This window comes from Paenibacillus sp. D51F, assembly GCF_053345695.1.
In genome coordinates this window covers 603153-620116 of record NZ_JBKFAO010000002.1, presented here as the reverse complement: position 1 = coordinate 620116, position 16964 = coordinate 603153, and the positions used below count along the sequence as shown (strand labels likewise).

Annotated in this window: 5 protein-coding genes; 4 read left to right on the top strand and 1 reads right to left on the bottom strand. The window is 60.1% G+C overall.

Features of this window, described 5'->3' with window-relative positions:
* Positions 1-111: 111 nt before the first annotated feature.
* Complete coding sequence (locus ACLBWT_RS06400) at positions 112-8610, top strand: GH36-type glycosyl hydrolase domain-containing protein (protein ID WP_447662194.1); 8499 nt, start codon at positions 112-114, stop codon at positions 8608-8610.
* 425 nt (positions 8611-9035) lie between these two features.
* Positions 9036-13439, top strand: a complete 4404-nt coding sequence (locus ACLBWT_RS06395; protein WP_447662193.1) for a bifunctional 2',3'-cyclic-nucleotide 2'-phosphodiesterase/3'-nucleotidase — start codon at positions 9036-9038, stop codon at positions 13437-13439.
* A 77-nt stretch (positions 13440-13516) separates the two neighbouring features.
* Here the strand turns inward: ACLBWT_RS06395 and ACLBWT_RS06390 are convergent, their stop codons facing one another.
* Positions 13517-14149, bottom strand: coding sequence for a pyridoxamine 5'-phosphate oxidase family protein (locus tag ACLBWT_RS06390; protein WP_447662192.1), 633 nt, complete (start codon positions 14147-14149; stop codon positions 13517-13519).
* A 120-nt stretch (positions 14150-14269) separates the two neighbouring features.
* On the opposite strand from ACLBWT_RS06390, the gene pdxR reads away from it, so the two are divergent.
* Complete coding sequence (gene pdxR, locus ACLBWT_RS06385) at positions 14270-15802, top strand: MocR-like pyridoxine biosynthesis transcription factor PdxR (protein ID WP_447662191.1); 1533 nt, start codon at positions 14270-14272, stop codon at positions 15800-15802.
* 120 nt (positions 15803-15922) lie between these two features.
* Positions 15923-16963 (top strand): LacI family DNA-binding transcriptional regulator, encoded by a 1041-nt coding sequence (locus tag ACLBWT_RS06380; RefSeq protein WP_447662190.1) that lies wholly within the window; start codon positions 15923-15925, stop codon positions 16961-16963.
* Position 16964: the final 1 nt, after the last annotated feature.

Genomic DNA, 16964 nt, shown 5'->3' with positions numbered 1-16964 from the left:
ATAAAATACGGACCCTTTGGGAATATTTAGTTGAGGTGGATAAGCGCATAGCGGAGCGTGCTCCGGCGCGGACAGACTAAGCTAAGCGACCCAGGGGGACTCATGACGACTATGGAATCCTATATACAGGCAGCTAGACAGCTCGCCCTGACTCACGATACGGCTAGAGGAAGAAAGGCGTCCCGGCAGAGGAGGGCGCTTGCTGCCCAGCTCAGGCAGCTGCAGGAATTCGCCGAGGAGCTGCGCTCGGACGAATGCGGCTGCTCGCAGCCTGCCGCCGAATGGCTGCTGGACCATTCGGAATTCATCGAGGAGCAGGGCTATCATGCTTCGATGGAGCTGAGGCACGGAGGGCTTGGCGGCCTTCCTTATTTGAGGCGCTCGGGCCATGCCCGGGTGGAAGCCGTCTGCGACGGGTATTTGGATGTCTCGGGCGGAAGCTACGACCGCAATACGTTTGTCGCCTTCATCCAGGCTTACCAGGAGGTTGCCGTGCTTACGATCGCGGAGACGTGGTCGCTGCCGCTCGCTCTGAAGACATGCCTTTTCAGGCGTCTTGCGGAAGTGTTCAGGGAGGTGCGCCAGCGGCATGATGCCTGCATGGCCGCGGAGCGCATCCTGAAGCAGGCGCTGGCCGGCGGCAGAGGGCCGCAAGCGTCGCCTCTGGCGGAGGCGCTCGACAGAGCCGGAAGGGACATCATGCTCTCGGGGGCGGTCGTGGCCCATCTGACATCGCGCCTGCGGGAATGGGCGGACGATTCCGAGGATGTGCGGCGCTGGCTGCTGCTGCGCCTGGACAACGGAACGGAAAGCCTGTCCAGGCTGAACGCTTATGAAGCGAGGCTTCAAGCCCGGTATCAAAGCGAGGCAGGCCGTCTGATCGGCAGCCTGAGGGCTGCCGAGCGGACTTCCTGGGAGAAAGAACTGGAAGATCTCAGCATAGCCGATGTGATGCTCAAGAGCGAAGCGGCAGGAACTTATCCTCTTATGGATGCGCAGAGCAGAGCGACGCTGCGGACAAGCACGGCGCGGCTGGCAGCGAGGCTGGGGCTGCCGGAGAGCCTGGTCGCGTCCTGCGCGGTCCGGCTCGCGAACACGGAGGCCGGGAAAGCCGGATGGCTTGCGGCGGATGGCGATGGACTGCCTGGAAAAGGCGGCCTGGAAGGCAGCTTTGCTCCTTTATCGGGGAAGGATGCTCCGGGTCCCCGCAGTCTTGAGAAACTCCACAAGAAAGCTGAGGAGCATGCACATCAGGAGCTTCCATTGCTCCCCCGGAGCGCGTATGCGGCTTACTATCTGCTCGAGCCTCAAGGAAGGCAGCTGCTGCGCCGGGAGGCGCTGCGGACAGCGAAAGCCCGGAGACTGCCTGAAAGCGGCTTGCTCCGGCATCGGACAAGCACATACCTCTCGCTGCTGGCGGTCCTGTTCGCTGCTGCTGCCGCCGTCCTCACGATCTGGGCGGGGGCGGCCGGCGGACTTCGAGCCGGCGGCTGGGTTCTGGCCGCCTTGCTGCTTGCGATTCCGGCATCGGAATGGGCTGTCGCCCTGCTGCATGGGCTGATCGGGAAAGTCATGCCGACCAGGCCGCTGCTCCGATACGATTTCTCGACTGGAATTCCCCCTGGAGCGGACACGATGATTGTCGTTCCGGTCATCTGGTCGAGCATTGCCGAGGTGAAGGAGCTCGTCCATCGGCTGGAGCTTCATTATCTGGCCAACCGGGATGCGCGCTTTCACTTTGCCTTGCTAGGCGACTATCCCGATGCGGGGACTCAGCATACAGAGCGGGACGAGGAGCTTGCGGAAGCCGGAGCGGAAGGAATCCGAAGGCTCAACCGGCAATATGGCGCGGACGGAAGCACGTTCCACATGCTCCAGCGGAAGCGGACCTGGAACGAGCGGGAAGGCGTCTGGATGGGCTGGGAGCGCAAGCGCGGCAAGGTCGTCGAGTTCGCGAGGCTGCTGGAGGGCGAAGAGCAGACCGGTTTCTCGCTGAGCGAATCCGATGCTTCCGTGTTTCCGCGGATCGCTTATGTCATTACGCTGGATGCCGACACGCAGCTTCCCATCGGAAGCGCGCAGCGGATGGTCGGCACGATGCATCTTCCGTACAATCGGCCGCGCCTCAACGAGAAGGGCACGAGGGTGGCGGAAGGCTACGCGGTGCTGCAGCCGCGAATCGCGGTCAGCAGGGAATCCGCCGCCAGCTCCCGCCTGGCCGCGCTCTGGGCAGGCAACCCAGGCATCGATCCGTATGCGTTCGCGGTGTCGGATCCATACCAGGACGGTGTCGGCCAAGGTATTTTTACGGGAAAAGGGATATTCGATGCGCGTCTGTTCCGCCGGCTGCTGGCGGACCGGATTCCGGACAATGCCGTTCTCAGCCATGATCTGCTGGAGGGAGGATTCCTGCGGAGCGGCCTGCTTTCCGACATCGAGCTTGTCGACGGGCATCCGAAGACGTTCCGCTCCTGGCAGCTGCGGCTGCACCGCTGGGTCCGGGGAGACTGGCAGCTGCTGTGCTGGCTGAAGCCCAAGGTGCGCGACTGCTCCGGCACGCCGCGGCCAGTCGATCTCAGCGCGATCACCCGCTGGCAGATCGTCGACAACCTCAGGCGGAGCCTGCTTCCCCCTGTGCTCTACCTGCTGCTCGTCATCGGGCTGCTGCTGCCTCCCGGAGCCAGATGGACGCTGCTGGCAGTAGCTTTTCTAACGGCCTGCCTGCCGCTGCTTCAAGCTCTCGCAGCTCCACGCTACCTGGCGCGCCATCCTGGACAGCTGAAAGCCGCCGTCCTGCAAGCCTGCCTGTCGGTGCTGCTGCTGCCCTATCAGGCCGCCATGATGGCCGATGCCGTCTTGCGGACTCTTTATCGGCTGAACGTATCCCGCAAGAGGCTTCTGGAATGGACCAGCGCGGCAGAGACGGACAGGAACAGCGGCGGGAAGCTGATCGCGTTCCGGGTTGCGGGAACGGTGCTGGCCTTGCTGTTGCCCGTTGCCGGCTGGCTGTCCGGCGTTGCGGCCGGGTGGCAGGCTGCCGCCATTCTAGCCGCAGCGGCCTGGCTGGCTGCTCCGCTGCTCGTCATCTGGCTGAACGGCGCTCCGACGGTACGGGGGGAGAGGCTGTCGAATGCGGACCGAGGCAAGCTGCGCAATCTGGCCGCGAACATCTGGGCTTACTACGCGGATCATGTCAAGGCGGAAGACAACTGGCTGCCGCCCGACAACGTTCAGCTCGATCCGGACAAAGGAGCGGCAAGGCGGACCTCGCCGACGAACATCGGCCTGCTGCTCGCCTGCACCGTCACAGCCCGGGATTTCGGATTCATTTCCTTCGATCAGATGGTGGAGCGAATCTCGCTTACGGTCGACACGCTGGAGAAGATGGACCGGTGGCATGGGCATCTCTTCAACTGGTACGACACCGGCACGCTGCAGCCGCTCTATCCCCGGTATGTATCGACGGTCGATTCCGGCAATCTCGTCGCCTACCTGATCGCTGTCAGGCAAGGAGTGCTGGAATGGGCGCAGAGGGAGAGCGGAGCTTGGCCGGACGAACGGGCTCGGTTCAATGCGAATATTCCGGCTGCGTCCGAGACTGATCCTCCCTCTGACTCGACCACTAAGTCTATGCTGGAGCTGGAGTCTGAGTCGGGGACTGGATCGGAATCGGGAGCCGAGCCCGAATCGGGGTCCGAGTCCGGAACATCCTCCTCGCTCGAGAAGGCTGTCCGGCTGGCTGAACGGCTCGAGAAAATGGCTGCCGAGACCGATTTCCGGCCGCTCTACGACAGCGAGGCCCAACTGCTGTCGCTCGGCTACAACGCCGACCAGGACAGACGGGACGACATCCTCTACGATCTGCTGGCATCGGAAGCGAGACAGGCCAGCTTCCTCGCGATCGCGAGCGGCCAGCTTCCCGTATCGCATTGGTTCAGGCTGGGCCGCGGGCTGACCCGGATCGGACGGAATCCGGCTCTGCTGAGCTGGTCCGGCACGATGTTCGAATATTTGATGCCGGCCTTGCTGATGAAAACCTATCGCGGGTCGATATGGGACAGCACGTTCAGGGCTGTAGTCGCCAGGCAGAAGGAATATGCGCGGGAGCGCGGAGTGCCTTACGGCATTTCGGAATCGGGCTACTACGCCTTCGATTACGACATGAACTATCAATACAAAGCATTCGGAGTGCCGGGGCTCGGATTCCAGAGAGGACTTGAAAAGGAACTCGTTCTTGCGCCGTATGCGGCTGTGATGGCGCTGCCTTGGGACATCAAGGACGGAATGGACAATCTTCGGCATTATGAGGAGATCGGAGCTGTCGGTCCATACGGATTCTGCGAAGCGGTGGACATGACTCCGTCCCGATTGCCGGAAGGCGACAAGTACCGCGTCGTCCGCAGCTTCATGGCCCATCATCAGGGGATGAGCCTGCTCACGCTCGGCAATCTGCTGCTGGAGCGTCCCATGACCGAACGATTCCATGCCGATCCGCGCGTAGAGGCGGCTGAGCTTATCCTGCAGGAACGCATCCCGGAAAAGGCGGCTGTCATCGCGCCTCAGGCGCTCAGGCCGGGATCGGCGCGCAGCGCGCCGGCTGAAGACGGCCGTTACATCCGCGAATTCCGCCATCCGGTCACGGACGTGCCGGAAGTGAACGTGCTGTCCAACGGCTCCTTCACGACGATCGTGACGGCGGCAGGCAGCGGCGTCATCCGCAGCGGCGGCGTGAACATGACCCGATGGCGGGAAGATGCCCTCACGGAATCGTACGGACCGGCCGTGTATATCCGGGATCTTACAGGCGGTCTGTTCTGGTCGCCCAGTTTCTATCCCGTCGGTTCGGAAGGGGAGGGAGCCTCCGCCAGCTTCGGCTTGGAGAAGGCGGAGTTTTCCCGCAAGGAAGGCGGTGTCGCCGCCGTCATGGAGGTGTTCGCCGCTCCCGAGCACCCGGCTGAGATCCGGCTGCTGCGGCTGGTGAATGAAAGCCGGGAGCCGCGCCTGCTTGAAATCACGACCTACCTGGAGCTGGCGCTTGCTCCTCCAGCCGTCGACGACGCTCATCCGGCATTCAGCAAGCTGTTCGTCCAGACATCTTATGACGCGGATACCGGCGCGCTGCTCGCCTGCCGGCGGCCTCGCTCGCCCGAAGAGAAGCAGCTATGGGGAGTCCATGCCTTGATCGCCGATGGAGAACAGTCGGCTCCGCTTGAATATGAAACGGACCGGGCGAAGTTCATCGGCCGCGGCCATTCTCTCGCCGCTCCGCAAAGCGCCGGAGAACGGCTGAGCGGAACGACAGGAGCTGTGCTCGATCCCGCCTTCGTGCTGCGCCGCAAGCTGACGCTCCAGCCTGGAGAGCAGGCTGTGCTTCAGGCTGTGAGCGGCATGTCCGGCTCGCGCGGCGAGGCGCTGCAGATGGTGCGCGAGCTGCGCGGCATCCAGCGCATGGACAAGGCGGCCGATCTGGCCTGGACGCTCGCGGGAATCTCGCTGCGGCAGCACAGGCTGCAGCCTGCGGATGCCGCGGCGATGCAGACTGTGGCGGCCAGGCTGCTCTATGTTCCGCCTCTTGGACGCGAGCGGGCGGAAGCCATCCGACGCAACAAGTCCGGCCAGCCGGGATTATGGAGCATGGGCATATCCGGCGATCTCCCGATCATGCTGCTCCGCATCGGCGATCCATCGCAGCTTGGATTCGCGAATCGCATCATTGACGGTCACGGATACTTGCGGCGTCTGGGCATCGCATGCGATCTGGTGCTGCTGAACGAGAGCAGCGAAGGCTATCAGCAGGAGCTTCACCATGCCCTCTCGGCATCCGTGCAGTCCGCGGTGTCCTATCCTCCTTATTCCGTAGGGGGCGGCTTGTATCCGCTGGATGCGGCCAAGCTCTCGGAGGACAGCCTCGACCTGCTGGTCGCGTCCGCTCGGGTCGCCCTTGATGCGGCGGGACCGAGCATCGGAGCCCAGCTTCGCAGCCGTCCGCTGCGGACCGCCGGCGATGATGCGGAGCAAGCTGCCGAGGCAGGGAATGAGGTGAAGGCGGCTGGAACGGGAGGCTGGGACGAGGCTTCGCTGCAGACGCGTAGAAAGGCCTGCGTTGCGGCGATTCCGCTGGCTCCGGAACCCGGAGAGCTTCAGTTTTTCAACGGATGGGGCGGTTTTTCCGCGGATGGCAGCGAGTACGTGATCCGGCTCAAGCCGGGCGAGCCGCTGGCCGTACCGTGGAGCAACGTCATCGCAGGCCCTTGTTTCGGAACGCTCGTGACCGAACGGGGAACGGGCTATACCTGGTGGAGCAACAGCCGCGAATTCAAGCTTTCCCCCTGGTCGAACGATCCTGTTCTTGATCCTCCGGGCGAGCTTGCCTACGTCCGCGACGAGGAGTCGGGCTGTTTTTGGACGGCATTTCCCTCCCCGTCGGATACGCGGGAATTCCGCGTCGCTCACGGACGCGGATACAGCCGTTTCGAGACGGCGATGGAGGGACTGAAACAGTCCATATCCGTCTCGGTCCATCCTTCCGACTCCGTCAAGCTGACCGCAGTCACCTTGACCAATGAGAGTGATCGGAGCCGCCGGCTGTCCGTGACCGGCATGTGCAGCTGGGTGCTTGGAGTGAGCCGGGATTCTTCGGCCTCCTATATCGTTACGGAATGGGACGAGGAATCCGAATCGCTGCTTGCGCGAAATGCCTATCAGGATACGTTCCGGGAGGCTTCGGCTTTCCTGAGGATCAGCTCCGACCGGACGGGGAACCGCGATGAAGACATCAGCTTCACGGCCAACCGCAAGGAGTTCGTCGGAAGCGGCCATACGGTATACTGCCCGGCAGGAATGGGAACCGCGGCCCTGAGCCGGGAAACCGGCGTTTTCGCCGACAGCTGCGGAGCCGTCCGGCTTGCTTTGACGCTGGCGCCGGGAGAGACGCGGACCGTCTATCTCTCCTTGGGGGCAGGCGCAAGCAGGCAGGAAGCGCTGGAGCTGGCGCAGCGCTTCCGCAGCCCGGACAGCTGCTCGGCCGTGGAGCCGGCTTCAGCCGCCTTCTGGAAGGACAAGCTGGAGCAGACGGTCGTGGAGACGCCGGACAAGGAGATGAACCTGCTGATGAACGGCTGGCTGCTGTACCAGGCTCTCAGCTGCCGCGTCTGGGCGCGGACGGCGTTCTTCCAGGCGGGAGGCGCATACGGCTTCCGCGACCAGCTCCAGGATTCGATGTCGCTGCTCCATGCCATGCCGGAATTGACGCGCCGGCAGCTGCTGCTGAACGCCTCCCACCAGTATGAGGAGGGCGATGTCCAGCATTGGTGGCATGAAGAAACGCACAAGGGAATCCGGACGCGCTATACCGACGACCTGCTCTGGCTCCCATATGCATCGGCGCGTTATGCCGTTCATACGGGGGACTGGGATGTTTTCGACGACAAAGCTCCTTTCATCGCAAGCGCCCCGCTCGGTCCCGAGGAGCATGAGCGGTACGAAGCGACCGTTCTCTCCGGCCAGGAGGGAACGCTGTACGAGCACTGCGTCCGGGCCATCGACAAAGGCCTCACTTCAGGCCCTCACGGCATTCCGCTGATGGGAATCGGCGACTGGAACGACGGCATGAACTCGGTCGGCGACGAGGGCCGCGGCGAAAGCGTATGGCTCGGCTGGTTCCTATGCGTCGTGCTGGAGAAATTCGGCGCCGTCTGCGAGCGCCGCGGGGACGAGCTGCGGGCCGCCCACTACCGCAAGGAACGGATTCGGATCGCCGCTGCCATCAATGAGCATGCCTGGGACGGCGAGTGGTTCCGGAGGGCATGCACCGACGAGGGCGCCTGGCTGGGCTCCAGCCGCAGCGCCGAATGCCGCATCGACGCGATCGCGCAGTCCTGGTCGGTCATTTCCGGCGGAGCTCCGCGCGAGCGGGCCTCCATGGCTATGCGGTCGTTCGACCGCGAGCTTGTCGACCGCCATCTGATGCTTGCGCGCCTGCTCGCTCCCGCGTTCGACAAGACGCATCCAAGCCCCGGCTATATTCAAGGCTATCCGCCGGGGCTCAGGGAGAACGGCGCCCAGTATACGCATGGCGTCATCTGGAGCATCGTGGCATGGGCCGAGCTGGGGGAAGGCGACAAAGCGGCGGACTTGTTCCGGCTCTTGAATCCGGTCAACCATGCCAAGTCGCCGGGCGATGTCAGGAGATATGGAGGAGAGCCCTACGTCATGGCCGCGGATGTCTATACGACGGACATTTACGGAGGCAAGGCGGGATGGACCTGGTACACAGGCGCCTCCGGCTGGATGTATCAGGCTGGCCTGGAATGGATTCTCGGTCTGAAGCGCGAAGGAGATGAGCTGATCATCGAGCCATGCCTTCCGGCGGATTGGCCTTCCGTAAGCCTCATATACCGCCATGGCGGATCGTGGACGGAGATCACCGTGCTGAACCCGCATCGCCTGCCCGCCTCGAAGAGCCGGGCGAGAGTCAACGGAGCGTCTCCCGGACCGGATGACGGTCGCGGAGCGCGTATCCAACTGCTCGAGAATTCGGGGGTGCAATGCGTTACCATTATAATGGAACAAAGCGAGAGCGGAGAGGGGGCCGTTTCGGGTCTGAAATGATCTTCAGCTCGCCATAAGCGCGGCGGCAGTACGTCGCGCGGCTGCAGCTTTTTGTCGTTTCGAGCGGCTCTCTGCCGCATGAAGCTCTCTATGCGCGCCAGCGACTTCGTGGAGATCGCGCGAGATTGCGCCTTCCGACGTCCCGAGGACGCAGCGCCGCATTGAACCTTGCAACGTCCTTTGGACGCTGCAAGGTTTTTTGCGCATAGCCGGCACTTGTTTTTTCGACCAGTGATAACGGAATTGTTCCGTTTGAATTTACAAACTGGTTCATGCATGTTTATGCGCTTTCACCTTTCCAAGTGCCCTCATGATATTTTTCTTTACATAACCTTTAGGAATAATTTATGCTTTTTATGATTTTCGTTTTTCTTCGACTGCTATAATGTCGAAGTACGAAACAATAAGGGAGGACTCATATTTCTATGAATTGGAAGCCGAAATGGAACAAGCCGGCCGCTTCCGTGCTGGCAGCCGCCGTGCTGTCCGCGCAGGTACTCGGTGCAGGCGTCCTGACGACGGGCAAGGCTCATGCCGCAGAGGCAGCTGCAGCTCCAGCCGCAGCCGCACCGGTCGATCTCACACTGCTGAGCACGACGGATGTACACACCAACGTGTACGGCTACGACTACTTCAAAAACGCGCCTTCCCTCACGGTAGGTCTTGACCGTACAGCAACGCTCGTCAAGAATGCCCGTGCCGAATTCCCTAACAATCTGCTGCTCGACAACGGAGACCTGATTCAAGGAACTCCACTGGGCACCTACGTAGCGCAGCATTCCGATTTCAAGCCTGTAAATACGACTGATATTCATCCGATGATGGCCGCCCTGAACGCCATGGGTTATGATGCCGCTACCTTCGGCAACCATGAGTTCAACTATGGCCTTGATTTCCTCGAGCGTACGATCGGCCAGTACAACCCAAGCTACGACACCCTCCCGGGTGCAGACTTCCCATACGTAAACGCCAATATCTATATCGACGATCACGACAGCGACGACAGCAACGACCAGAACGCGTTCAAGCCATATGTCGTGCTGGACAAGCAAGTCAAGGACGCGAACGGTCAGGACCAGACGATACGCGTCGCTCTGATCGGCCTCGTGACTCCACAGATCATGGAGTGGGACAAGGTCAGTCTGGAAGGAAAAGTAAAAACGAAGGATATTTCCCAAACGGCTGCGAAGTTCGCCAAGGAAATCCGGGACAACAACGAGGCTGACGTTGTCGTCGCCATGGCCCATACGGGCTTCGATGCGACTTCGACCGAAGGCCAAATGGAGGAGAATGCGGTCAACGCCCTGACGAAAGTCGCGGGCATCGATGCAGTCACGTTCTCCCACACCCATAAGGTCTTCCCGACGACAGGCGCGCTGGATGCGAGCTTCATCGATCCCGATACGAAGCTGCCTTACAACAACTCCAAAGCCGTCGTCGACAACGTCAACGGGCGCATCAACGGCACTCCGGCCGTGGAAGCCGGCTACGGCGGCGCGTACCTCGGCCTGATCAACCTCAAGGTCCTGCCTGCGGGCGACGGCAAATGGGCGGTCGACAAAGCGGCTTCCAAAGCCCAGACCCGCTCCATCTACAAAACCGAGAAGGATGCCGCCGGCAAAACGGTGAACGTTCCTATGGTCGAGCCGGACAAAGCGGTTCAGGACGCCGTCGGAGCCGCTCACCAAGCGACGATCGAATACACCGGCAAGAAGCTCGGAACGACTTCCGCTCCGATGAACAGCTTCTTCGCCATGGTGCAGGATGATCCGACCATCCAAATCGTGACGAACGCCCAGAAGTGGTTCGTCGAAAATGAGCTGGCCAGCAACGCCGACATTTCGGCGGATGTGAAGAATCTGCCGATTCTGAGCGTTGGAGCGCCGTTCAAAGCCGGCCGCAACGGCCCATCCGAATATACGGATATCAGCCAGGGAGACCTGACGATCCGCAGCGCGAGCGACCTGTACCTGTACGACAACACGCTCAAGGCGATCAAGGTCAAAGGCTCCGTCATCAAGGACTGGCTGGACATGAGCGCAGGCGCGTTCAACACGATCAGCCCTCGCAAATCGGCTGCCCAGCCGATCTTGAACTCCAAATTCGCCGTCTACAACTTCGATGTGATCGATGGCGTCAACTACAAATACGACGTGACGAAGCCGGCGAAATACAACCCGGACGGCTCGATCGCCAACGCGAACTCCAGCCGCGTCGTCGACCTGACGTTCGAAGGCAAGCCGGTTGACCCGAACCAGGAATTCATCGTCGTGACGAACAACTACCGCGCAAGCGGCGGCGGCAACTTCCCAGGCGTCAAGGCAGCCGACATGATTCTCGACACCCAAAAAGAGAACCGCGAAGTTCTGATGGAATACATCGAGAAGCAAGGCACGGTGAATCCTTCCGCCGACGGAAACTGGTCCATCCTGCCGATCAAAGGCAACGTGAAGGTTACGTTCACGTCGGCTCCTAAAGCATCCGATGTGCTTCCGCAAGGCGTTTCTTACACGAACACGATGGACGCTTCCAGCTTCGGCATCTTCACGCTGGATCGTCTGAAAGCGGCAGTACCGGCTCCGACAAAAGATGTTGAAGTCCATCTTCTCGGCATCAACGACCTGCACGGACAGCTGGACACCGTCTCCACCGTGAGCAACAAAGCGGCAGGTACGGCGCCGATCCTGGCCACCTACCTGAAGAATGCCCGCGCTAAGTACGAGAACTCCATCCTCTTCCACAACGGCGACTCCGTGGGCGCATCCGCTCCGGTATCCGCTCTCGAGCGCGACAAGCCGACCCTGGAATGGCTCAACATGATGCAGTTCGACGTCGGTTCCCTCGGCAACCACGAGTTCGACCAAGGCATCGATGCGCTGAAAGCCCAGCTGTACGGCGGCAAAGATCCTAAAAACGACAAAATCGTGCACAGCGGCGTCGACTTCGACTACGTGAACGCGAACGTCATCGACAACACGACCAAAAAACCGCTGATCACTCCTTATGTAATCAAAGAAGTAGGCGGCGTGAAAATCGGCTTCATCGGTACGGTAACGAAGGCAACGCCTAGCAAGGTATCCCCATCGGGTACGGCTGGAGTATCCTTCCTTTCCGCTTCCGAAGAAGTTGAAGCTCTGAACAAATATGCTGATGAGCTCAAGACTCAAGGCGTAGAAACCATCATCGTCCTGGCTCATGACCCGGCCAAAACGACGACGACTGCAGGCACGACGACTACAGTCGGCGAAGCCGTGGATCTGGCGAAGGCGCTTCCTGCGAACTCCCCGATCGACGTCATCGTAGCCGGCGACGATCACGCTTATGCCAACCAAGTCATCAACGGCAAGCTGGTCGTACAAGCCTACTCGTATGGTTCCGCATACGAAGACATCAAGCTCGTTATCGACTACAAAACGGGCGACGTCAAAGAAAAATCCGCTGTCGTAACGACAACCTTCCAAGAAGGCGTTACTCCGGATGCCGAGTCGGCCGCTCTGATCAAGAAGTATGTCGACTTGCATCCTGAACTGACGGAATCCGTAGGCACGACGGACGGTACCATCACGAGAACGGATGCCTACAACAGCGAATCCTCGCTGGGCAACCTGATTGCAGACGCTATGCGTAACGCTAAATTCGAAGGATCCAATGGTCCTGCGGACTTCGCGTTCATGAACCCAGGCGGCATCCGCGCCGACCTTCCGAAAGGCTCGATCACTTACGGCGACCTGGCGAAGGTACAGCCTTTCGGAAACATGCTCGTGAAGCTGTCTCTGACTGGCGCCCAAGTCAAAACCCTGCTTCAACAACAATGGGCTTTGAACGCTGATGGAACACCGAACACGAAGACGCTGCAGATTTCCGGCCTGAAATATATCGCCGACTTCGGCCAGCCTGTCGAAAACCGTGTAACCAGCCTGCTTCTGGCAGATGGAACGCAGCTGGACCCGAACAAAACGTATACTGCTGTAGTCAACGACTTCATGGCTGCCGGCGGGGACAACTACAAAGTCCTGACGCAGGCATCGAACAAAGTTGTAGGCGACAGCGACTTGAAAGGCTTCTACGATTACATTCTCAATAAGTTCAAAAAAGGATCGGTAACGGCTTCCATCGAAGGTCGGATTACGAACATCAAGAGTTCGGGAACAACGACGCCTCCGGTAGTTGTACCAACGCCGGCACCATCCGCAACGCCAGCACCATCCGCAACACCTGCACCATCCGCAACGCCGGCACCATCCGCAACGCCAGCACCGAGCGCCACTCCGATTCCGGTTCCTGCATTCACCGACCTCGGCAACGTCGCTTGGGCTAAATCCGCTATCGAAGAACTCGTAGCTAAAGGCATTCTGAAGGGCGTAGACGCAAATAAATTCGCTCCTCTGAAAAACCTGACCCGCGCTGAGTTCATCACGATGCTCGTTCGCGCTTACGGCCTGAACGATGCGGGAACGGTAACGTTCACCGACGTCAAGAAAGACGCTTGGTATACCGAAGCGATCGCAGCGGCTGTCAAAGCCGGCATCGTGAAGGGAACCGGCAACAACAAGTTCGAGCCAAGCCGCGTCATTACGCGTGAAGAAATGGCGATCATGGCTGCAAATGCTCTGAAGCTTCAGCATGAGCTTGCCAAGGTCGACAAAAACGCCGCTCTGTCCAAATTCAAGGACAAAGGAAAAATCGCTTCCTACGCTCAGGAATCGGTTGCCCAGCTTACCGATGCGGGCATTCTGACCGGCGTTGACGCCAGCCAGTTCGCGCCGAAAGGCATCGCCAACCGTGCGCAAGCGGCTGTCATCATCTCCCGCCTGCTGCAAGCTTCCTAAGCTCCATCATTAAAAAAAGTGCGCCTCTGTCATCTCGCGATGGCAGGGGCGCATTTTTTTGTTCTTGGACAAGAACTCTAGTCCTGAAGCTCGTCATTATTTCCCGGGGCATAATGCCGCATCAGCGACGCCGTTTCATGATCGAACGGACAGCCGCGCCGCTCCAGCTGGCCGGCAATATCCTCCCGCTCCTCATCGGCAAGGTTTTGACCGAATTTGAATTTGGCGGACAGGGAAGAGACGGTCAGCTTGACGACGGCAACGCCTTTGAGGCGAGGGATGTAATCAGGATCTTCGGCTGCGATCGTTTTGTAGCCGCCTTCCGGCTGCAGCTTGGCCATCATCGCTTCAAGCGCCTCGGCTTTCTCCTCCAGATCATCCAGCGGAGCCGCCGTCCCGCGTATGAGGACCGATTTGAAATAAGCGGTAGCCGGACAAGCGAGGAGCGGATCCGAGAAATAGGAAGGGATAAGGGCGTATTCCCTGGCCACGCAGAAGCTGACTTCCCCGGAAGCCGCGATGCTCTTCATTTTTTCCCCTGCCCGGCTACCGTGGAAGTACAGATTTCCTTTGTGGTACACGAAATTAAGCGGCGTTATTCCCGGAGTTCCGTCCGGACGGATGCTGGCCATGAAGCCGAATGTCATCTCTTTCAAGAAAGCCTCCAGTTCGATCACATCGCGGCTTTGATCGAATTCTTTCCTTCTCATTCTCTATTCCCCCTCGTGGGTTTGCTTGCTCTAGCTGAACATTACAACTAAAGTGGATACAAGATAAGATCCAATTAGAGGACATTCTAATAGACCACTTGGCAAGGAGAAGGAAGAGGCATGGAGATTCGATTGGCTTTTGAACGCTATTTCCTCCAGTCCGGAAGCAAAAGAGCGGCTCTCTACGATTCGCTGCGCGATGCCGTCCGGAGCGGGCAGTTGAAGGAAGGGGAGCGCCTTCCGTCTTCCCGCTCTCTTGCCGAACTGTACGGAATTTCGAGAGGGACGGTTACTCAGGTCTATGACATGCTGTACGCGGAAGGCTACATTCAGGGAGAGCGGGGCAGCGGCACGTATGTCGCGCAGCGGATCCCTTATCCTTCGGCAAAGCTTGAGCGCGTGGAGCAGCCCTCCGAGCAGATGTCGGCATGGTTCAACAGGCTGGAAGAATTGAAAGCGGACAAAGAAGGCTATCCTCCTGCTGCCCCTGAATCGCGGCAAGCAGTCCGTTCGTTCGGGCAGCAGCTGTTCCAGTCCGGACAGACGGATTTCCGCTTGTTTCCCGTAAAGGAATGGAAGATCGCGCTTCATGCCGCCGTTCGGGAATGCATGCAGGAGAATCTCCCTGACGGTTATAGGGAAATACCCGGCTCCGGTCTATTCCGGCTCAGGGAAGCGGTGTCCGCCATGCTCTATATGGAGAGGGGAATCGCCGCTTCTCCGGAGGAGATTGTCATGACGAGCGGCTCCAAGCAGGGGCTGGCCTTGCTGTTTCAAATTCTGGCCGAGCCGGGTCGGCGCATCGTGCTGGAATATCCATGTTATGGCGGCATCCGGGAAGCGGCCTCCGTGACCGGGGCGGAGCTGATCCAGGCGGCAGTGGATGAATACGGAGCGATTCCAGGCGATTGGGATGCCGCGATAGCGGCTTTGACGCCGAACCGCCAGTTCCCGACCGGGACGGTTCTGTCCGCCGAGAGAAGGAAGCAATGGCTGGCTTGGGCGGAGCGCCGCGGCGCGATCATCATTGAGGACGATTACGACAGCGAGTTCCGCTATTCGGGAAGGCTGGGCGAGCCTCTCAAGGCGATGGATCGCAATGGACGGGTCATCTATCTGGGAAGCTTCTCCCGCACGATGTACAGCGGGCTGAGGATCGGCTACGCTGTCGTTCCGTCTTGGATGGCTCCTCGGCTCGCCCAGGCCAAAGCGTTTTATGAACCCTACGCTTCCGGGCAGCTGGAGCAGATGGCGCTGGCCAATTTCATCGCGGAAGGCTCCTACGCCAAGCATCTGAGGAGGATGAAACGCCAGTACAAACGCAGGCTGGCAGCTCTCCACCGGGGACTCGACGAGCTTGAAGGGAATCCATTCCGCTTCCGTCCGTCCGATGCAGGCCTGCATCAATATGCGGAATGGACGGGCAGCAGAGACGATTACGACCGGCTGCTGCAGGGCTGCCGAAAAAGGGGAGTCGCTTGGCATGACGGGAGCGGCTATTTTGCGGGCGAGTCCGGAGGAAACAAGGACGAACGCTTCGCTCTTTTCGGGTTTGCGCACCTGGAGGAGGAAGAGATCGGCCGCGGCATGCAGGCCATCGCCGAACAGTGGAGCGAGCTTGGCGGGAATGCGGGAGGCAGCCGTCAAGCCTGACCTCGCTTCCGTTCGAACTTGTGTTGATCGGAAGAAAGAAGAGATTGTAAACGACCTCTATCTTTGGTAAAGTATTGAGTAAACATTTACTAAAAATTTTACTAAAAGCGATGTGCGTTTATGGCCACTCTAAAAGAAATTGCCGACGAAGCAAAGGTATCCGCCGCCACCGTATCCCGAGTGCTGAACTACGACGCTACGCTTTCCGTAAGCGAAGAGACGAAGCAGCGCATCTTTGCCGCCGCTGAGAAGCTGCGCTACAAGCCGCGGCAGATGAAGAAGATCCGGGAGGAGTCGACAGCGTCCAGGAAGCGGCTGGGACTGCTGCTGACATTGTCTGCGGATGACGAGCAGCAGGATTCCTATTTCTCGCTCATCCGCAAAGGAATGGAGCTGCGCACGGAGGAGCTGGGCTTGCCGCAGCCTGTCGTCCAGCGTTATACCGGCGGAGAAGAGCCGGATCTATCCGGAGTCGACGGCTGGATCGCGGCAGGCAGCTTCATGCCGGAGGATCTGGAACGCCTCCTTCCTCCAGGAGTTCCGCTGGTCCTCGTCAACAATCACTTCGACGACGGCAGGCATGACAGCGTCCGGCTGAATTTTGAAGGAGCCGTCAATGGCGTGCTGGAGCATCTTCTGGGGCTTGGCCGCGACAGGATCGGCCTGCTGGCGGGAGAAGAGTACCCGGTCCGCATGAGCGCAAGTCCGGAGCCTCCCGTTCTCCATGACTTCCGGAGAGTCCAGTTCGAACGGACGATGAAGGAAAGGGGGCTGCTGCGCCCGGAGTGGATACGGACGGCGGCATGGAGCCCGGCCGGCGGTTATGCGGCGATGCAAAGCCTGCTGGATTCGGGGGAGCGGCCCACAGCCTGCTTTGCGAGCAGCGATCCGATCGCAGTGGGAGCACTTAAGGCTCTGCAGGAACGCGGAATTCGGGTGCCGGAGGAGATGGCGCTCGTCGGCTTCAACGACATGGACATATCGGGGTATCTCCAGCCCCCTCTGACGACCGTCCAGGCCTTCCCGGAAGAGATCGGCCGCTCCGCTGTCCATCTGCTTCTCGATCGTCTCGGAGGCAGGGAGGCTTCCTTGCAGCTTATGCTCAATACCCGCCTCATCATCCGCGAAAGCTGCGGAGCAGCGGCCAAATCAATTCAATAGG